Below are 18,168 nucleotides of genomic sequence, written 5' to 3'. Positions count from 1 at the left end.
CGCACGATGTGGCAAGCTCGTGTACGGATGTCCGAGCTCGAGGAGCTGCGCGCGACGCCGGTGCCCCGCCCCACGGCGCTGTGTCGCCGCCTCGCGCGACGGGTCGACTCGACGTGGGGCTTCATCGCCTACGGCCTGGTGTGGTTCTGCTGCACGTGTGGCTTCGCGACGCTGGGGTTGCTGGTCGGCGTCACCATCACCGGCGGCGAGCAGGGGCCGGTCGCGCGTGCGGTGGTGATGGTGCTCTGGGTCGGCGGTTTCGTCGGCGGCTGGGTGCCGTTTGTCGTCTGGGTCCGTCGCCGGCGGGCCGGCGCGGCGAGACTGTTCCGCGAGGGCAGCTTCGTCGACGCGCACGTGCAGAGCGTCCAGCACGTGTGGGTCCGCGGAGTCGCGATCACCCGCGCCGTCCTGCACGCGGCCGACGAAGGCGGTGCGCATCGCATCGGACTGTCGGTGGGCGGACACCCGGAGGCCCCGCGCGTGGGCATGGCGATGCCCGTGTTGCTCGTGCGGGGTTACGGCTACTGCGCCGTGTTTCCAGCCGATGGCCGTCTCGTGACGTCGTCGCGCACCGACGCGTGAGCGCCAGCCGATCGCGCCCGAACGCGGGCGGGATGCCAACGCGACGGTGTTCGCCAGCTCTACTCCGAGACCCCGAGCTCGGCGGTCGCCCACTTCGCGAACGAGATACCGCTTGGCGGGTTCGCTCGAAAGCTGGCGGCCGTCGGCTCGCCGATGGCTGCGTCACACTTCGGAGCATCCGTGGTGATCGTGTGCTCCGCCAGCGTCTTGCCGGTCGACGGATCCACCAGGCGTGCCGTTCGACGCTGACCGACGCGCGCGAAGCTCGGCCCCTTGCTGCGACTCGTCTCCACGACTTGCACGCCTGCGACGCCGAGGCCGCTGGACTCGACGAAGTCACAGTCGCCCTGCGCGACCTCCTCCGGCGCGTCGAGGCAGAACACCGTGTTGACGTCGGCCAACGTCTTCGGAGGACGCAGCTTGAAGTGAACCCCGTCGACGCTCCATTCGTACGGGGCATCGCGGCTCGGCCGAGTGAACACCGCGAAGCCATCGCCGCTCCGCTCGTGCGCGCTGGTGCCCGCGACGGCCTCGCCGCCACAGGCGGCGGCGACCTTTTGCTGGTCCGCCGACGGCATGACGAGCCCACAACCACACAGCGAGAGGACGAGCGAGGCGACGCGGACGCGGGCGTGGGCGAACATCAGCATGGAGACGAAGCAGCGCGGCCGCCGTTGCACGCGCGGCGAGGGGTCGCGCTCCTGCGCCGGTGGGGGCACGCGGGCGCGTGGGCGGCCGGCGTCCGTCCGCCGCCTGTCACCCCGGCAGCTCGATGCCGATCGCGTCCGCATCGGCCCCGACGTCGTACACGAACAGATGCGAGCCCGTCGCGCCGCAGCGCACGCCGTCGCGGTTGCCCGGAACGTCCACCGGCTTGCAGGTGCGGGCGTCGACGCGGGCGAGCTTGCCGTGGATGCCGAAGCTCACCACGAACTCGTTGCCGTCCAGGGTGAGCGCGACGCCGCGGGGGTTGGGGACGCGCAGGCGTGCGCGCAGGCTGCCATCGTCGAGGTCCCAGAACGCCAGCAGGTGGCCCTCGGGGTTGGTGGTGGCGACCGTTCGCGTGGGCTCGTGCAGCGCGACGCTCAGGGTCTCGCCGATCATCGCAGCGACGCTCTCGCGACGGTGCTCCGACTCGCCGTCGCGGTGATCGACGCTGTGCTGCGGCCGACCACGGGGCACCAACGTGAGGCCGCCGCGACTGCGCTCGGGGGCGATGGTGCCGTGGCGCGGGGCCGACACGATCGCGAGGTCGCCGTCGTCGCCGATCGCGAGGTGGCCGACGTCGAAGCGGGGGTCGTCGAGCACCAGCTTGCGCAGTAGCTTGCCGCTCGGTAGCTCGAGCCAGCACACGCACGGCGGGTCGGCCTGGCCGAGCGCGCCGCCGCCGTGGCCGACGACCAGCACTGCGCCGCCGTCGACGAGCACGCAGTCGTGCGGCGCGACGCCACCCGAGGGCAGCTCGCCGATGCGGGCTCCGGTGGTGCCGTCGTAGATGCCGAGCGTGCCCGCTGCGCCCGGCGTCCTTGACGATCTCGGTGGCGAACAGCAGCGCGCCGTCGCGGGTGAACGCGCCGTGGCCGTAGAACTCGCGCTCGGGTCCGCAGTCGAGCGCGCGCTCGGGCGTCAGCGTGCGAAGCTCGACGATCGCCGCGCCCGGGCCGTGCTTCTCGAACACGGCCACCCGCGCCGGCGCGTTCGGATCGGGCACGAACCCGTGGGCGAAGAAGGGCATCGCCATCGCACGCGGCGGCGCGGCGGTGTCGGCGAGGTCGCGACTGACGATGGCGAAGTGACGGCGACCCTCGGACTGCCAAGCGCTGCCGGCCCACGCGTGACCGAGGGTGCCGTGGGCGCCGGGCTCGTGCATCGACACGGACGGCATCGTACACCGTGACCCGAGCACCGTCGTGCTACGCTGGACACCGTGACGCTCGCGGCTCGACAGCGCTACAGCTTCACCGAGTATCTCGCGCTCGAGGCAATCAGCCCCGTGCGTCACGAGTTCTGCGACGGACAGGTGTGGGCGATGGCGGGCGGCTCGCCGAGTCGCGCCGCGATCGCGGTGAATGTCGCGAGTCTCCTGCGCGAGGGCCTGCGCGGACGGCCGTGCCGCGTGTTCGGGTCCGACCTCCGCATCCGCGTGCGAGCAACCGGGCTCGCGACCTACCCCGACGTGAGCGTCGTGTGCGACGCGCTCGAGCTCGATCGGCTGTGACCTGCCCGTGTGCGAGGTTTACCTCGACCCGCTGGCGCCCGCGCCATAGCGGCGCGCGACGACGCTGGCGTGCGCGAACGATGCCGGGCGAGCATGGGCCATGACCGACGCGTCCACCGATCGGCAGCTCGCCTGGTACGCGTCGCTCCTGCGTCGCGCCGACGGCCTGCGCGAGGGCTTCGTGGGCGCGGTGGTGGCGGACGTCGGTGCGCACGTCGGTGCGCTCTCGGAGGGCTTTGCGTCGGCGGTCGGTCGCGAAGGTCGGGTGATCTCGATCGAGCCGCTGCGCTCCAACGTCGCGCGCATCGAGGCTCGCATCGCGGCCGGTGGCCACGCGCACTGGTCGGTGCGCAGCGTGGCGATCTCGGATCACGCCGGCACGCTGGCGCTGCGGGTGGCTCGCTTCGACGATGGCTGGTCGAGCGCGGTGGCCGGCGTGCGCGATGGCGGGGCGGTGCGGATCGAGGTGCCGTGCCTGCGCCTGGTCGACGCCGTGCCCGACGCGACGGTGGTGAAGCTCGACATCGAGGGCCACGAGTACGCGGTGCTCGACGACGCGCTCGAGGCCATGCCAGGGGTGTGCGCGTGGTTGCTCGAGCTGCACATGCTGGTCGACGGCTCGCGGCCGCTGCAGGGTGTGATCGGCCGGCTACGCCGGGCGGGCTTCGACGTGCGCGCCGCCGGACGCAGCGCTGGCGATCCGCATGGGCCGTGGCGCGCGGTGCCGATCGACGAGCGCCTCGACTGGTCGCAGATCCCGTGGGCGCAGGCACGCGCGGCGCAGGGCCAGGGTGCACCCGGGTCCGTGAAGTCGCTGCACGTGGTCGCGCTGCGCGAGCGGTGACGCGCGGCACTTCCCGCGGCCGGCGGACGGTGGTGTACGATCGACGGCATGCGCGAGCGCAACGCACCGAGGTCACGCGCCAGCTTGCTGCCCACCGCGGTGTTGCTCGCGGGGGCGTGTGGTGACGGCGACGAGAACGGCAGCAGCAGCTTCGGCGGCAGCCAGAGCGCGACTGCGACCGAGACCGACGCGAGCGCGAGCGCCACGCTCACGTCGGCCGGCACCAGCGCGGGCCCGGCCGACTCGAGTGCGGGCGAGGCCTCGAGCTCCGGTGAGGGTGCGAAGTTCGACGTCGGTACCGGCAGCGATCTCGCGAGCGATTGCAACGCCGGCGATCCCGACTGTGGCTGCACTGCCGTCGACATCGTGTTCGTGGTCGACAACTCCGGTTCGATGCAGGAGCACGCCGCGCCGACGGTGGCCGCGTTCGACACCTTCGTGAACGAGATGATCGGCGCGCTGCCCCCAGGCACCTCGCTTCACGTCGGCGTCACGCGGGCGACGGGCTTCTACGACCCCGGCAACGGCGGCGGGTGGGGCGGGCCTGGCTGCGAAGCCGCGCTCACCGACGGCGTGTGGAACCCACCCGACGTCGCCGACAACGGCGTGAACGGCCAGCAAGGGCGGCTGTTCGAGCACAATGGTCAGCGTTACTTCGACTTCACCACCGATGCCGACCCCGCAGCGCTGAAGACCTGGTTCCAGGGCGCGCTGATGGGCGCGATCGACGGCTCCGCGCAGCACTCGAACACCGAGACCGTGGTCGCCGGCGCGGCCTATCCCTTCCACGACGCCAACGCCACCTACAACGCCGGCTTCATGCGCGAGCAGGGCGTGCTGGTGTTGTTCCTCTTGTCCGACTCCCCCGATCTCTCGCCGCCCGCGATTGCGACCCAGGACTTCATCGACATCGTCAGCGACGCGAAGTCGGCCTGCGGCGACATGTGCATCATCACCACCGGTGCGATCGCGGGCCAGTGCTACGACCAGCCCGGCAACACCAACACCCGGCTCTACGACTTCATGAATGGCTTCGGCGCCGCGCCGCCGTCGTGGATCAACCTGCAGTTCGGCATGACACCGGACTTCGAAGGCGTGCTCGGCACCGCGCTCGCCGAGGTCATCGGCTCGACCTGCGCCAACATCCCGCCCGCGGGGTGAGCTGGCGGGCGGTCCCGCGCCCGCGTGCGCGCAGGACCGTGCGCATCGACGGGGCAGGTGTCGCGCGGCTCGCTTGCACCGGGCGCGTCTGCCAAGCTGCAGGACGGAGCACCTCATGGACGAGTCTCGTGTTCGTGCCATCGCCGAGCAGTCGGCGTCGCTGCGAGAGCAAGGCCCGCACGAAGAAGTCGTGCAGGCGAGCGAGCCCGGGGACGACGCGCGGCGGGCAGCAGTGCATGCGGCATTCTCGGCGCTCACCGACGCCGAGCTGGAGTCCGCGATCGACGACGAGGATCCCGACCGTCGTCTCGCTGCGTGCTGGCGGGTGATGCTGCGGCAGCAGTCGCTGCCCACGACACCGCCGGACGATGGTGTGCGGCTGTTGCTGTTGGTGAACCTCGCGGCCGTGCAGTCACTCGACCTGCTCGAGACGCTCGCCGTGCTCGACCCCTGCGCGAGCGTGCGAGCCGCGGCGGCGACGCTGCTGTGGAGGGTCGCGCGTGACCGCGATCGCGTAGTCGACGTGTTGGTCGCGCGACTGGCGTGCGAGCGCTCCAGTGCGGTGCTCGTGTCGCTGCTACAGCTCGTTCCTCCACTGCCGATCGACCGCGTGCGCGCGATGGTTCGGCGCCATGCCGATCATCCCGCCTCCGACGTCCGCGGCGCCGCCGAAGCGCTGTGGCAGGCCAGCGGTGCACCGCCGCTTTCGGCCTACGAACACCGGTGGCATGCGTCCGTCCGGGCGCGAGCGTTCGCGTTGTGGTCGGCGAGCGATCGTGGGGACAGGGCCGACCTCGTCGCCCGCCTGCGCAGCGAGGTCGACGCGAATGTGCGCGCGTGCGTGTTCGGCCTGTGGGCGCGCAGCGATGGCTACGCAGAGCTGCTGCCGGTGCTCTCGGATGCGCGGCTTCGCGGCGAAGTCCTCGCGGCGTGGGCGCGGCACCATCGCCGCGTTGCATTCGGGCACGTGGCCCACCTCTTGTCGGAGGCCGAGCCGGAGTTGGTGTTGGCCGTCACCACCGGCCCATACCCACCGTGGGCACGGGATCAGCTGTTGGCGATGACGTGCGCGAGCGAGCTCGGCCGCGCGCTGGTGGTGACCCCCGAGTTGTTGCGATGCCTCGCAGAAGCGTCGGTCGGCGCTTCTGCGCCGGCGTACATCGACGCGTTGCGCTCGCGACTCGCGGACGCGGAGGCACGGCTGGCTCGGAGTGAAGTGCCGGAGTCGGCGGCGAACGCCGCCGCCGACGACTGGTTCGACGAGTCCGAGTCCGAGGCAGAGGACCTATACTGGGCTGCCCACGGCGAGGTCGACGCGATGCTCCGGATCCTGGGTGCGCTCGATGGCTGAATACGCGCGATCGCTGGTGGTGTCGCGCGTCGTCGTCCGCGCTGGCGTCCGTGCGGCCGCGCGAGCTCCAGCGATGGCGGCGAGCCTCGCGTGGTTGGCGTGGACCGGCTGCTCCAGAGGCAATCACGGGGACGTCGCGATGGCTACGACGACCGGCACAGCGGCAACCACCGACGCGGTCGTGACCGGTAAAACGAGCACCCATGGAAGCGCCGACGATTCGTCCTCGGCCGGTGGCTCTGCCGGCGCGAGCATCGTGCATTCCGCGGATCTCGGGGATTCCGCGCGAACGTGTGAGGTCTGGGCGCAGGATTGTCCGTCGGGCGAGAAATGCACACCGGTCGAGATCGACGGATTGTGGGGCCCGACCCAATGCGTTTCGATCGCTGCCGATCCCCGCCAGGCCGATGAAGCCTGCACCATCGCGGGGCTCGGCATGTGGGGGTTCGACGACTGTGATCGCGGTCTGCTTTGTTGGGATGTGAATCGCGAGCTCATCGGCACCTGCGTGCCGTTGTGTCAGGGTACCGAGGCCGCACCCGTGTGCGCCGATCCCTGTCGCGCCTGCTCGATCGCGAGTCCTGGGACGCTCGCGCTGTGTCTCACGACGTGTGATCCGCTCGCGCAGGATTGCGACAACCCGGGGGCCGCTTGCGCGCCGGCGTGGGGCGCGTTCCAGTGCTTGCCGACCCGCGCTGACCCGCCAGCGTCGGTCGGTGATCCTTGCTCAGTCGGGAACGAGGTCTGCGCGGCGGGGCTGGTGTGCACGTCCGCGCAACGCTTGCCCGGCTGCGCCGAGGGGGAGCAACGGGCTGCTGCTCGCCGTTGTGCGACACGGAAGCGCCGGACGCATGCTCGTCGCTGCTGCCGGGCACGCACTGCGAACCGTGGTTCGAGCCCGGGCACGCGCCCGGCTGCGGAAGCCTGAGGCAGACCGGTATCTGCACGTCGGCGATGCTGCAATGACGTCGACGCGGACGCGCGGACGCTCTGCTAGGGTGATCCCAGCGGTGGTGAGCTTGCCCAGCGTTCGTGGATCGCTCGTGGCGTTCGCGTTCGCATGCGGCTGCGGTGCGGTCGTCGATGACACGCACGGCGACACCGCGACCGACACCGGGGCGCCGGCGGGTAGCTGCCCCGCGCCCGACCCAAGCCTCGCACCGGTGCCGGAGGGCCAGGCCGCATCCCGAGGGCGCGATCTGTCCGCCGCGGTAGCGCGCCCGCGCCGTCGCTGACTGTCGCGTTCGCGAAAGCCCCGCGGTCGAGCCGTCGTCGGACAAGACGCGAACGTTCCTGGGTTGCGCGAGCGGAGCTGTCCTGGCGCTCGCATGCGTAGGGACTTGGAGCGTGCGTGCTTGGTGTTCGTGGCGCTACTGCCCGACCACCACGTCGACCTGTGCGTGCACCTCGCGGTGCAGCGTGCCGCTATCGCAGTCGGCGTCGACCGACGCGTCGAGCACGAACGTCTGCGTGGCGCCGATCGACTTCAGCGCGCTCGCGGCGACCACCGTGGTCGACAGCGTGAACTCGGGGCAGTCGTGCTTCGAGGTCAGCGTCATCGGGTCGTCGGCGTTCGGGGCACCGAGCGCGAGTTGAGCCACGGCGGTCTTCTCCATCGTCACGGTGTCGTCGAGGTCGCACGACGCGGGCGTGGTCACGTCGGTGATCGTGAGGCTGCCGCATAGCCCGATGCCGCCGGCGACCTTGGAGCCATCGGTCTGCGGGATGCCGACGCCGAGCGTGCCGACGCTGCAGTCGCCGTTGCCCTCGCCCTCGAGCGTGCGCGTGGTGGTGCAGTCGCCCCACTCGTAGATGATGGTCTCCGACCACGTGAAGTCGCCGATGTCGAGCGCACGGATGTACACATCGCCAGGGTCGTCGTTGCCGTCGTCGTTGCCGTCGTCGTCGTCGTTGCCGTCGTCCTGGGTGCCCGGGCCGGGGCTGGAGCCGGGGCCCGGGTCGCAGGCGGCGAGCCCGGCGGCGAGCAGGGCGAGGGCGACGGCGCGAGCGCAGATCATCGTCATGCCCGGTGAGTGGGCGCCGGGCCGGTGATCCGTCTCGCGGGCTCGCATCGGGGTCCTCCCGCGGCCATCCTCGCGCCGCCGCGCACGACCGTCGGCGATATCTACGAAGACTTTCGTTGACAACTACGAGGAGCTTCGTAGAATCACGCTCGAGCATGGGCGCACCGAAACCGACGGCGGCCGAGACCGAGATCCTCGGCGTGCTCTGGGACCGTGGTCCCAGCACCGTGCGCGCGGTGCAGGAGGTGCTCGAGACCCGCCGAAGCACCGGCTACACGACGGTGCTCAAGCTGCTGCAGATCATGGCGACCAAGGGCCTCGTGCTCCGCGACGAGCGCGAGCGCACCCACGTCTATCGTGCGGCGCAGCCCCGCGAGGCCGTGCAGGGCCAGCTCATCGACGACCTCGTCGAGCGTGCCTTCGACGGCTCCGCCGCGGATCTGGTGATGCGGGCCCTGTCGACGCAGCCCGCCAGCAAGCACGAGCTCGAGGAGATCCGCGCGCTGCTCGATCGCCTCGAGGCCGCGCGCCCGCGGAGGCCGCGATGACGTTGCCGGCAGCCCTGCACGCACTCGCGCTCGCGCTGCTGCACTTCGTGTGGCAGGGCGCGCTGCTCGGCGTGATCGCGCTCGGGGCTGCCCGCGCGCTCTCGTCGCGCGACGCCGCGCTGCGCTACGCGGTGCTGCACGGCTTGCTGTGGGCGATGGCGCTCGCGTTCGCATGGACCTACGCGTGGCTGCTGGGGCAGGCGCTCGGGTCCCATCGGCCAGCGGACATCGACCCGACGACGGCCACGCGCACCGGGCCCATGACGCTGCTGGGCGGTGCGGTGCTGGTCGCGTGGTCCATCGGTGCCGCCCACCGCGGCCTGCGACTCGGGCTCGGCCTCGCCGGCGTCGCACGCTGGCGACGGCGTGCGGTGGAGCTGCCGCCTCGGTGGAGCGACGCGCTCGCCGAGCTCGCGCGAGAGATGGGCGTGCGCGCCAGCGTGCGCATCGCGGCGCTGGCCGGTCTCGACGCGCCGATCGTGGTCGGCGTGCTACGACCGTTGGTGCTGGTGCCGCTCGCCTGCGTCGCGGGCGTACCCACCGCGGCGATGCGGGCAGCGCTCGCCCACGAGCTCGCCCACGTGCTGCGCCACGACTACCTGCTGCAGCTGTGTCACGCGGCCATCGAGGCGGTGCTGTTCTTCCACCCGGCCGTGCGGTGGCTGTGCGCACGGCTGCGCATCGAGCGTGAGTACTGCTGTGACGATCTCGCGACCGCACGGCTCTTCGATCCACTCGACTACGCGCGCGGCCTCGCCGAACTCGAGGGCGCGCGAGCCGTCGCATCACCGGCCCTCGCGGCCCATGGAGCGTCCCTGATGTCCCGCATCGATCGACTGTTGCACGCCCCTGCCACTGCCCCCTGCGCGCCCGTGCGTGCCGCCGCCATCACGGCGTGGCTCGGCATCGGCCTCGCGTTCGCGCCGACGGTGATCGTGCCCGCGTGCGTTGCCACCCACGACGACGTCGAGCCCGCGCCCGTGCTTGCCGCCCGCGACGAAGCCCGGGATGTCACGGCGAGCCCGAGCCGACCCGACGTGCGACTCGCGGTGCCGTGGCTCGCCGAGCCGCTCGCCGATCACGCGGCCGCGATCGCCGAGGCGGCCGCACGCCATGGCATCGATCCCTCGCTGCTCGCGATCGTGACGTGGGTCGAGTCGCGCGGCGACGCGCGGGCGAGCAGTCCGGCCGGGGCCCGCGGGCTCATGCAGCTGATGCCCGGGACCGCGGCGAAGATCGCCCGCGAGCGCGGCCTCGCTGGGCACAGCGACGCCCGCCTCGACGACCCCGCGTACAACCTCGATCTGGGCGCGTACCACCTCGCCGAGTTGCTCGACGACTACGGTGGCGGCGACGAGCTCGACGCCGACACCGTCGCGCTCGCGGCCGCGGCGTACAACGGTGGCCGCGCGCGCGCCGATGCCTGGCTCGGCGGCGCGGCGTTGCCCGACGAGACCGATCGCTACAAGGACGTGGTCGTGGCGCTGTGGCAGGCCCGTGGCGCCGCCGCGGCGCCGCGGCTGTGAAGGGAAGGGCGGGCCCGCGGCGCCCGCGGACGATTTTTCTTGGGACACTCTGCCCGTCGGTGACGTGGGATGGGCATGGATCTCGACCTCGAACTCCCCGCCCTTCGCCGGCTCGCCGGCGCCCTCGTGCACGGCGCCGACGCGGACGACCTCGTGCAGGACACGCTCGCCGCGGCGCTGCGGCATGGGCCGCGGGACGATCGCCCGCTGCGGCCGTGGCTCCACACCGTGCTGCGCAACGGCTGGCGATCGCGGCACCGCGCGCGCAGCCGTGAGCTGGCACGGCAGGCCGCGGTGCCGGCACCGCCGGGCGATCCCTCGCTCGAGCACGTGCAGCTGCTGCGCGAGCTGATCGACGAGCTCGCGCGCCTGCCCGCGGACGACCGTCGCCTGTTGCAGCTGCGCTTCTGGGAGGGGCGCTCGACGCCCGAGTGCGCGAGCGTGCTCGGGCGACCACCCTCGACGATCCGCACCCAGCTGTCGCGCATCGTCGCGCGGCTGCGGGCGCGGCTCGATCGCACCGGTGGCGGGCGCGCGGCGTGGATGCCCGTGCTCGCGCCGCTCGTCCCCCGCCCGGGCGGGCGCGCGGCATCGGCCGTGATGGCGAGCAAGCCGCTGGCGGCCGGTGGTGTGCTCGCGGCCGCGGTGCTGTGGCTGGGCGCCGCGATGCCCCACGGCTGTGGTGCGCGGGTCGAGGAGGCGCCCGAGCCGACGCCACCCGGAGCGTTGCCGAAGGACGGCGAGGACGTGCGCGCGACGTCGTTGCCCGCGGCGGTCGCCGTCGAGCCGCGCCGCGGGGCGCCCGGGCCTGCGCCTGCGCTCGTGTCTCCCGGCCCGAGCGACGACGACGATGACGTGCCGCCCTACGGCACCCTGCAGATCGGCCCGACCGGCGGCGAGCACCCGCTGCTGGCGCTCTCGATGGGGATGCGCGAATGGTGGCATCGCGCGGCGCCGTGCCACGTCGGCGCCGGCGAGGCGTCGGCTCGGCTGGTGCTGCACGTGCGCTTCGACCCCGACGGCTCGACCAGCTTCGAGCGCGTCGACACCTCCGAGGTCCACGGCTTCGACGCCGACGAGCTCGATTGCGTCACGCAGACGCTGCTCGCCCGCGAAGGCGCGGTGCACCGGGTCGACAACACCCTGCTCGGGGTCGGACCCGACGTCGCGATGGCGGTGACGCGCAACTTCGTGTTCCGCATCGACGACGGCCAAGCCGACGTGGTCGGTCCGCGGCCGCTGCGGGCGCTCTACCTCGACAAGACGAAGACCCCCGCGCTCGCCCAGGCGCTCGGCGCCTGCGGTGATGGCCCCATCGAGGTCGAGCTGGACTTCGAGCCGGTCACGGGGGCGCTGCGAAACACCCAGGTGCGGGGCGAGCTCGCCGACAGCGCGCGGGGGCGCTGCACCGTCGCTGCGTTGCAGCAGCGCGTGCGGCCGACCGTGCCGTTTCAGCCCGAGACCGCGGCCGACGCGATGCTCGTCTGCCGCTTCGATCCCGCCGGCGCCGAGCTCTACCGCTGCACGAGCGCGGCCGGCTCGGAGGACCCGCAGCCGGTCGAGCCCGACTGATGATCGACACCGACGCGCGTCACGACGCGTGGGTGCTGCGACCGGGCGTGCGGCGCACGGCGGTCACGCCGGGCCGGAGGGGAAGGCTGGAGGTCCGAGGCCGGCGGCACGCAGGCCGCACGCGAGCATCCAGGGGTCGTTGGTGCCGATGGTGGATCGCACGTCGTCGTGCAGCCCCAGACACTCGACGTAGTCGTAGCAGCAGTTCCTTCTCGCCCAGATGAAATCCTTGGGGTCCATGATCTCACAGAGCGCCTCGCCGTTGCAGGCCACCTCCGCCGCGAGGCAAGTCACCGGAGCGGCGACCTTGCGCAAGACCCACTGGCAAGTACCCCCGATGGTCCCGTCGATGGCCTGGAAGCCTGACGCGTCGTCGCCGCTGTCGTAGCCGGCGCCTTCCCCATCGCACTCCCAGACCATCTCGTACTGGTCCTCGGGGTTGTACTCCGGGTCGTCTTCAGCGTGGTACTCCAAGACGGTGCACTGCGTCCCGCCAACGTCAGCGGGCATCGTACCATCGTCGTCGGTGCCGCTGCCCGTGCCGTCGTCGTCGTCGGTGCCGCCGCCGAGGTCTTGCGACCTGAAGGACATGGCGTCGTCTCCCGCCTCGCCGCTACATGCTGCGATCAGGCAGGCGACGAACCCGATGCGGGCGGAAATCCTCACTGGTTCTCTCGACTTCATCTGCAGTCTCCCTTTTCGTACACTGCGCACCCACGTGCTTGATCGCTCGCCAAGGATTGTCTTGGTCGGGCCTCGATGCCGACGTCCTCGCCGCTCCAGAGCCACATCGCGCTGAGGCGCCAACGGTTGGTTGGTGCCCGTGTTTTTTCCTGAGGTCCCCGGGCCGGCCAAACCTCCGGCGCGTCGCTCGTCAAGCCAACGTGCTCGAGCGTCTTCCTGGCCACGCGCGGGTCGGTGGCACGGGGTCCGACACGGGATCTCGAGCGCGGAGCGCCCGCGCCTGGTCAGCGTGGATCGAGCGCGGCAATGGCGGTTTCGATCGCCGCCATCGTGTCGCGTTCGTCCGACGTCGCCGAGGCGCCGGCGGCACGCTCGCGGGCCCGTTGGAGGCTCGCGCGCGCCGCTTCGATGTCGCCCGCGGCCGCCTGACATTGCCCGAGCGTGCGCAACCCTGCCGCGCTCGCGCGGAACTCGTCGCGGGCCTCCCACTCCTCCAGCGCCTGCTGCACCAGCGGCGTCGCTTGGTCGCAACGCCCGACGAGCCGCAAGCCCTCAGCCACGTCGGCGCGCGTCCAGGTGAGTCGCCCGTCCTCCGTGCCGAAGGTCGTGCGTTGCCACTCCAGCACGCGGCGATGGACCGCGAGCGCCTCCTCGAAGCGCTCCTGGTCCCTCAGCACCCGCGCGAGCGAGTCGTCCACCACGTCGCGGTTGGACGAGCCGAGCTCTTCGGTCAACGTCGATGCTTCGCGCAGCACCGCCTCCGCCTCGCGCAGTCGGCCGCAACGTCGGCGGACCTCACCCACGACGTGGAGGATCCCGGTGGTGTTGACGTTCCGCGGTGTCTCGCGGGCCCGCAGCCAGGCGAGCGCGCGCTCGGCCGTGTCTTGCGCACCGCTCGTATCGCCGAGATCGAGCCGCGCGTGCGCTTGCTTCGCAAGGACCGCGCCTGTGCCTTGCGCCGCGAGCCCCGGGTCGCTGGCGAGCTCACGTTCGAGCCACTCCAACACCGCGAGCGCCTCCTGGGGTCGCCCGAGCTCACGGTGCGCCGTGGCCAAGTGCAATCGGGCGTTGAAGCCGACCTGCACCGAGGAGAGCGTATCGCCGATCGCCGCGGCTTCGGCCAGTACGGCCGCCGCCGCCTCGGGCCGCCCGCTCACCATCAGCAACCGGCCGCGGGCCAGTGCGAGCGCGGCTTGGTCAGCCGGATCGCTCCGCAGCCGTCGAGACCACGCCTGCGCCCGCGCCAGGCTGTCCTGCGCCTGCGGCAAGTGACCGGCGAGCGTCTCGAGGCCGCCGAGCACCAACAAGCTCTCCAGCAGCAATCCATCGAGACGATGCTCCTCGGCCGACAAGACGCCCCGTCGAGCAAACTCGATGCGCTGCTCGAGATCCAGCGTGACCCTCGCGTAGTCCGCGACGCGTAGCTCGAGCTCGGCCCGCAACGCGGGCGCGCGGGGAACGACCGGGTCGTCGAGCAGCGCGCGCAAGGCTCGTTCGTCCGCCGCGGTGCGAGTCAACCGGAGCCGAGCCAGCAGCGGCAGCAGCTGCAGTCGCGCACGCGCGACGTCGGAAGCGACGTCGGGATCCTCCGACGGCGACAAGTGCCGGGTTCGGTCCGGATCGGCGCAGGTGGACACATCGAGCATGCCCGCGAGGGCGTCGTCGGCCACGGGGATCATCGCGGGGTCGGCCTCGTGCAGGACAGCGAGCAGCGCGTGCAGTGCCACCATGCCTTCGTCCAAGCATGCCGCGCGCTGGCCTTGCTCTGCGACCGTGCGCGGGTCGGCTTGCGCGACCGCCCAGCAGGCCTCTCGCCGCGCGGGACGCCATTGCTCGGTGTACCGATCCACTGCACCGACGACGCGGTCCGCCACCTCGCGCGCTCCCTCGACCTCGATCGCGGCGAGTGCGTCGCGCAGCCGCTGACGATCGGCCGGTGCCCAGACCTCGTCGACCGCGGCTCCGGCGGCGTCGCAATCGGTCCCGCTGGTCCCGCGCGGCAGCGCGATCGCGACGGCAGCGATGCCGAGCCCCGCGAGTAGACCCCACCGCCGCGGACGCGATCGCCGACGCGTGAGCTCGCGGCAGATGGCGTCGAAGCTCGGACGCAGCTGGGGATCGGGATCGGTGGCACGCTCGACCATCGCCCGCAACCAGCTCGGGTGATGCGCGGGCAGGTACAGCGGTCCGCACCGCTTGGCGAGCGCGAGTGCGGCCGCGGTCGTCTCCGAGAACGGTCGGCGGCGCTGCACCGCCCAGAACAGCGCGACGCCGAAGGCGTAGACATCGCCTGCCGGCCCTTGGGCCTTCCCCGAGAACGTCTCGGGCGGCAGGAACATCGGCGTGCCGACGAGGAGCGCCTCGGCGGACTCGAGCGTCTCCGACACTGGCACGGCCAGCCCGAAATCGGTCACGCGCACCGTGCCGTCCGCGCCCACCATCAGGTTGTCGGGCTTGAAGTCGCGGTGAACGATACCGGCGCGATGCGCAGCCGCCATGCCGAGCGCGGCTTGAGCGAACACGTCGACGATCTCGCGCAACGGGGGAGGCGGATCACGCTCGAGCAGTCTGCGGTGGGCGGTGACCCCCTCGACGTACGCCATCGCGATCGCCGGCAGCCCCTGCGCCGTCTCGAAGGCATCGAAGATCGTGACCACGTTCGGGTGCTCGAGCTGCGCGAGTGCCCGCGCCTCCCGCAGCAACTCGATGTTGTCCTCGCGCCCGCGCACCGTGAGGACCTTGAGCGCAACCCGACGATCCAGTCGCGGATCGTACGCCAGGTACACCGTGCCGAAGCTCCCCCGGCCGAGCACCTGCAGCGTCACGAAGCGACCGACGAGCATCGGCGCTGAGCTCACCCCGAACAACGCCTGGCGCACCTCCGCGTCCGTCACCGCGTCCGCGGCGTCGTCCTCGAGCGCCCGCCGGAGCGTGGTGTCGGACAGCCCGAGCGCCTCGTCGACCCCTCGCTCGGTGCCGCTGCTCACCGGCGGCAGTGTAACGCCCGTCGCCGCTCAGGTTGCATCGAGCTGCGCCCGCACCTCGGCGGCCCAACCCGCGAGGCCATCGATGGTCGACGCAGCTGCGATGGGATCGCGCATCACCGCAGCCAGCTCCGCCTCGAGGCGCTCGCGGGCGCGAACCAGATGTGTCTTGATCGTGCCTTGCGGCCGCCCCAGCGCGATGCTGAGCTCGGTGGTCGTCAGCCGCTCCCAGTAGTGCAACTCGATGAGGATCTGATCGTCGAGCGGGATCCGGCGCAGCGCTTCGAGCAGCGCCCGTGAGGTCTGCTTGGCTTGCACCACCGAGGACAGCGACGGATCGAGCGCCGCGACCGACGTGATGAGCGGCACCGCGGCGCGTCCGCGGTAGTGCGAGCCGACGAGGTTGCGCGCGACGGCGAACAGGTAGGCGCGGGCGCTCGGCGTCGTGATCCGATCCGCATGCTCGAGGCAGGCGAGGAAGGTCTGCTGCATGAGGTCGGCATCCGACCCCGAGATCTTGCTGCGGAAGAACCGATGCAGGCTGGCGGCGTAGCGATCGTACAGGTCGGCTCCTGCCTTCGCATCCCCATGCCGCCACCGCTGCAACAACGCGTGGTCGGTCACTTCATGATCGCTCGCGTCGCTGCTCGTCACCGCCGTCACCGAGCATACTGCGGCCTCCGCCTCACGTCGCGCCCGGGCTCGCCGTTCGCCATGGTCTGCGCCCAAGGGGTTCGAAGCGGGATGCGGAGCGCCGGGAGCGACCGGGTCGGGGCCGGGGGTTCACTCGGCGACGAACGAAAGCTGGTCGACTTGCGCCCGGCGGGGCGGCGGCCGTGCACCGCGGGACGATGCGGGCGATTTCGCCGCGCGCGGGGCACCGACGCGCTGCGGGGACGTGAGCGAGAGTTGCACGCACCCCGCGAGCGCGTGGTCGGTGTCGTCGTCACGATCGACGCCGACGCGCGTCACGACGCGTCGGCGTCGCGGGGCGTGAGGATCGCCCGCAGCGCGTCCTCGAGCTGCTCGGGCGCGGTGCCCTCGAGCCGATCGAGCGCCGCCAGTCGCAGCACCAGCTCGCGATCGAGCCGCTCGGCGACCTCGATGTCGACGATCGCGTTGTGCTCGGCCTCGCGGACGCCGGCGCGCTCGGCCTCGGCGAGGCGCCGGATCGCCTCGGCGAGCTGCTCGCCGAACTGCGCGGCCCCGAGCGCCTCGGCGGCCTCGCGCTCGGCGTGCTGCTCGCGCTCGCCGTACCACGCCCGCAGTCGCTCGGCGACCGCCGCCTGCACGAGACCCTCGCGCTCGAGCGCGGCCAGCTCGTGCAGCGCGCGGCGGGCCATGATGCTGGTCGCGCGCGCGCGCTCGTAGGCGTCGTGGCGGTGCTTGCCCTCGAGCAGGCCGAGCTTGCGCAGCAGCGGGCCCATCGTGAGCCCCTGCACGAACAGCGACACGCCGACCACGCCGAACACCAGCGTGACCAGCACGCCGCGCGGTGCGAAGTCGACCGGCAACGTCAGGATCAGCACCATCGACAGCGAGCCCCGCAGGCCGCCCCACGACAGCACCGCCTTCCACGACGGCGGCATCGGCTGCGCGAAGCGGTTTGCGATCGGCACGCTCAGGTAGATCACGACCCCACGCGCGATCACGATCGCGATGAACGCGACCAGGATCGCCGCGCCCTCGGTGACCAGACCCATCGGCTCGAGCTCGAGCCCGACCAGCAGGAAGATGAACGAGTTGGCCAGGAACGCGCCGTACTCCCAGAAGTCCTCCACCGCGTTGCGGCTCGACGCGCTCATGCCCACGCGGGCACCGTACGAGCCCGCGACGATGCCGGCGAACACCGTCGAGAGCACGCCCGAGGTGTGCAGCATCTCGGCGACCAGGAACGAGCCGTAGGCCAGCAGCGTCGTCAACGTGGTCTCGATGAGGTGATCGTCGATCTGGCGCGTGATGAACGAGAACGCCCCGCCCAAGCTCACGCCGACCAGCGCGCCGCCCAAGCCCATACGGAAGAATGTCTCGAATGCGAACGGCAACAGGCCATCGTCGGGGCCGAGCGCGGCGCCGTGGCTCTCGAGCCCGTACACGCCGGTGATGATCACGAACAGCACCACCGCCACGCCGTCGTTGAGCAGCGACTCGCCCTCGACCACGAGGTACAGCCGCTTGGCCACGCCGAACTGCTTGAACAAGGCCAGCACCGAGACCGGGTCGGTCGCGGCCAGCACCGCCGACATCAGCAGCGCCTCGCGCCAGCCGAACCCCGCCATCACGCCGGTCATGCCGATGCCGACGTAGAGCAGCGCCGCGGTCGCAGCCGCGGCCGCGAGCACGCCCGGCACGGCGAGCACGAAGATCGGCACGAAGTTGCGGCGGAACTCGCGGAAGTCGATGTGGAACGCGGCCTCGAACAGCAGCGCCGGCAGCAGCAGCAGCAGCAGCAGGTCGGCGTTGAGCTCGACATCCGATAGCACGCCCAGGCGCATCAGGCCCAGGCCCACGCCCGCGACCACCAGCGCGAGCGTGTACGGCAGCCGCAGCCGTCGCGCGCCCATGCCGACCACCGTGGCCACCAACAACAGCAGCAAGACCTGGACTTCGACGTGCTCGATCATCGTGGCGGCCCCTGTCTGCCACGATGGGCCCGCGATGGCCACCCCGACGA

General features: G+C 71.9%; 15 protein-coding genes. 8 read left to right on the top strand and 7 right to left on the bottom strand.

All coding sequences use genetic code 11. The annotated features are described in order from the left end of the window. The first annotated feature begins 27 nt into the window (after positions 1 to 27). A complete protein-coding gene (locus tag IPH07_12455) occupies positions 28 to 582 on the top strand; it encodes a hypothetical protein (protein MBK6918205.1) in 555 nt (184 codons plus the stop codon). A 59-nt stretch (positions 583 to 641) separates the two neighbouring features. Here the strand turns inward: IPH07_12455 and IPH07_12450 are convergent, their stop codons facing one another. Next, positions 642 to 1,232 carry a hypothetical protein gene (locus IPH07_12450; protein MBK6918204.1) on the bottom strand — a complete coding sequence of 197 codons (591 nt, stop codon included), beginning with the start codon at positions 1,230 to 1,232 and terminating at the stop codon, positions 642 to 644. Then, positions 1,226 to 2,467, bottom strand: coding sequence for a DUF1513 domain-containing protein (locus IPH07_12445; protein ID MBK6918203.1), 1,242 nt, complete (start codon positions 2,465 to 2,467; stop codon positions 1,226 to 1,228). Before IPH07_12445 ends, IPH07_12450 begins: the two co-directional genes overlap by 7 nt. A 42-nt stretch (positions 2,468 to 2,509) precedes the next feature. Between IPH07_12445 and IPH07_12440 the strand changes: the two genes are divergently transcribed. The 4 genes from IPH07_12440 to IPH07_12425 all read left to right on the top strand — a co-directional run bounded on the left by IPH07_12440 (position 2,510) and on the right by IPH07_12425 (position 6,156). Beyond that, complete coding sequence (locus tag IPH07_12440) at positions 2,510 to 2,800, top strand: Uma2 family endonuclease (protein MBK6918202.1); 291 nt, start codon at positions 2,510 to 2,512, stop codon at positions 2,798 to 2,800. 100 nt (positions 2,801 to 2,900) lie between these two features. Continuing rightward, positions 2,901 to 3,644: an FkbM family methyltransferase gene (locus IPH07_12435; protein MBK6918201.1), complete on the top strand. Its 744-nt coding sequence runs from the start codon at positions 2,901 to 2,903 to the stop codon at positions 3,642 to 3,644. A 48-nt stretch (positions 3,645 to 3,692) separates the two neighbouring features. Then, the gene (locus IPH07_12430; protein MBK6918200.1) at positions 3,693 to 4,805 is read left to right on the top strand and encodes a hypothetical protein; all 1,113 of its coding nucleotides are present in this window, start codon (positions 3,693 to 3,695) and stop codon (positions 4,803 to 4,805) included. A 115-nt stretch (positions 4,806 to 4,920) separates the two neighbouring features. Next, positions 4,921 to 6,156: a hypothetical protein gene (locus IPH07_12425; GenBank protein MBK6918199.1), complete on the top strand. Its 1,236-nt coding sequence runs from the start codon at positions 4,921 to 4,923 to the stop codon at positions 6,154 to 6,156. A gap of 1,370 nt (positions 6,157 to 7,526) precedes the next feature. On the opposite strand, the gene IPH07_12420 is transcribed toward IPH07_12425, so the two are convergent. Further along, positions 7,527 to 8,228: a hypothetical protein gene (locus tag IPH07_12420; GenBank protein ID MBK6918198.1), complete on the bottom strand. Its 702-nt coding sequence runs from the start codon at positions 8,226 to 8,228 to the stop codon at positions 7,527 to 7,529. A 107-nt stretch (positions 8,229 to 8,335) separates the two neighbouring features. Between IPH07_12420 and IPH07_12415 the strand changes: the two genes are divergently transcribed. From IPH07_12415 to IPH07_12405, 3 genes are all read left to right on the top strand, one after another. Further along, positions 8,336 to 8,728 (top strand): BlaI/MecI/CopY family transcriptional regulator, encoded by a 393-nt coding sequence (locus IPH07_12415; GenBank protein ID MBK6918197.1) that lies wholly within the window; start codon positions 8,336 to 8,338, stop codon positions 8,726 to 8,728. Beyond that, positions 8,725 to 10,254 (top strand): transglycosylase SLT domain-containing protein, encoded by a 1,530-nt coding sequence (locus IPH07_12410; protein MBK6918196.1) that lies wholly within the window; start codon positions 8,725 to 8,727, stop codon positions 10,252 to 10,254. Before IPH07_12415 ends, IPH07_12410 begins: the two co-directional genes overlap by 4 nt. 75 nt (positions 10,255 to 10,329) lie before the next feature. Then, positions 10,330 to 11,826: an RNA polymerase sigma factor gene (locus IPH07_12405; protein MBK6918195.1), complete on the top strand. Its 1,497-nt coding sequence runs from the start codon at positions 10,330 to 10,332 to the stop codon at positions 11,824 to 11,826. Between the two features lie 63 nt (positions 11,827 to 11,889). Here the strand turns inward: IPH07_12405 and IPH07_12400 are convergent, their stop codons facing one another. The 4 genes from IPH07_12400 to IPH07_12385 form a co-directional block, all read right to left on the bottom strand. Beyond that, positions 11,890 to 12,510, bottom strand: coding sequence for a hypothetical protein (locus IPH07_12400; protein MBK6918194.1), 621 nt, complete (start codon positions 12,508 to 12,510; stop codon positions 11,890 to 11,892). A 284-nt stretch (positions 12,511 to 12,794) separates the two neighbouring features. After that, complete coding sequence (locus IPH07_12395) at positions 12,795 to 15,497, bottom strand: serine/threonine protein kinase (GenBank protein MBK6918193.1); 2,703 nt, start codon at positions 15,495 to 15,497, stop codon at positions 12,795 to 12,797. Between the two features lie 27 nt (positions 15,498 to 15,524). Further along, positions 15,525 to 16,223 carry a sigma-70 family RNA polymerase sigma factor gene (locus IPH07_12390; protein MBK6918192.1) on the bottom strand — a complete coding sequence of 233 codons (699 nt, stop codon included), beginning with the start codon at positions 16,221 to 16,223 and terminating at the stop codon, positions 15,525 to 15,527. A gap of 239 nt (positions 16,224 to 16,462) precedes the next feature. Next, positions 16,463 to 18,118 carry a cation:proton antiporter gene (locus tag IPH07_12385; protein ID MBK6918191.1) on the bottom strand — a complete coding sequence of 552 codons (1,656 nt, stop codon included), beginning with the start codon at positions 18,116 to 18,118 and terminating at the stop codon, positions 16,463 to 16,465. Between the last annotated feature and the right edge of the window lie 50 nt (positions 18,119 to 18,168).

It is taken from the genome of Deltaproteobacteria bacterium, from assembly GCA_016709225.1.
Taxonomy (GTDB): domain Bacteria; phylum Myxococcota_A; class Polyangia; order Nannocystales; family Nannocystaceae; genus Xiheibacterium; species Xiheibacterium phototrophicum.
This window is presented reverse-complemented; position numbering and strand designations above follow the sequence as displayed.

What these genes read in the sequence shown, in the direction of transcription:
- IPH07_12430 (MBK6918200.1), top strand. Translation starts at nt 3,693, where the DNA reads ATGCGCGAGCGCAACGCACCGAGGTCACGCGCCAGCTTGCTGCCCACC.
- IPH07_12420 (MBK6918198.1), bottom strand. Translation starts at nt 8,228, where the DNA reads ATGCGAGCCCGCGAGACGGATCACCGGCCCGGCGCCCACTCACCGGGC.
- IPH07_12425 (MBK6918199.1), top strand. Translation starts at nt 4,921, where the DNA reads ATGGACGAGTCTCGTGTTCGTGCCATCGCCGAGCAGTCGGCGTCGCTG.
- IPH07_12405 (MBK6918195.1), top strand. Translation starts at nt 10,330, where the DNA reads ATGGATCTCGACCTCGAACTCCCCGCCCTTCGCCGGCTCGCCGGCGCC.
- IPH07_12400 (MBK6918194.1), bottom strand. Translation starts at nt 12,510, where the DNA reads ATGAAGTCGAGAGAACCAGTGAGGATTTCCGCCCGCATCGGGTTCGTC.
- IPH07_12445 (MBK6918203.1), bottom strand. Translation starts at nt 2,467, where the DNA reads ATGCCGTCCGTGTCGATGCACGAGCCCGGCGCCCACGGCACCCTCGGT.
- IPH07_12435 (MBK6918201.1), top strand. Translation starts at nt 2,901, where the DNA reads ATGACCGACGCGTCCACCGATCGGCAGCTCGCCTGGTACGCGTCGCTC.
- IPH07_12450 (MBK6918204.1), bottom strand. Translation starts at nt 1,232, where the DNA reads ATGCTGATGTTCGCCCACGCCCGCGTCCGCGTCGCCTCGCTCGTCCTC.
- IPH07_12385 (MBK6918191.1), bottom strand. Translation starts at nt 18,118, where the DNA reads ATGATCGAGCACGTCGAAGTCCAGGTCTTGCTGCTGTTGTTGGTGGCC.
- IPH07_12410 (MBK6918196.1), top strand. Translation starts at nt 8,725, where the DNA reads ATGACGTTGCCGGCAGCCCTGCACGCACTCGCGCTCGCGCTGCTGCAC.
- IPH07_12415 (MBK6918197.1), top strand. Translation starts at nt 8,336, where the DNA reads ATGGGCGCACCGAAACCGACGGCGGCCGAGACCGAGATCCTCGGCGTG.
- IPH07_12455 (MBK6918205.1), top strand. Translation starts at nt 28, where the DNA reads ATGTCCGAGCTCGAGGAGCTGCGCGCGACGCCGGTGCCCCGCCCCACG.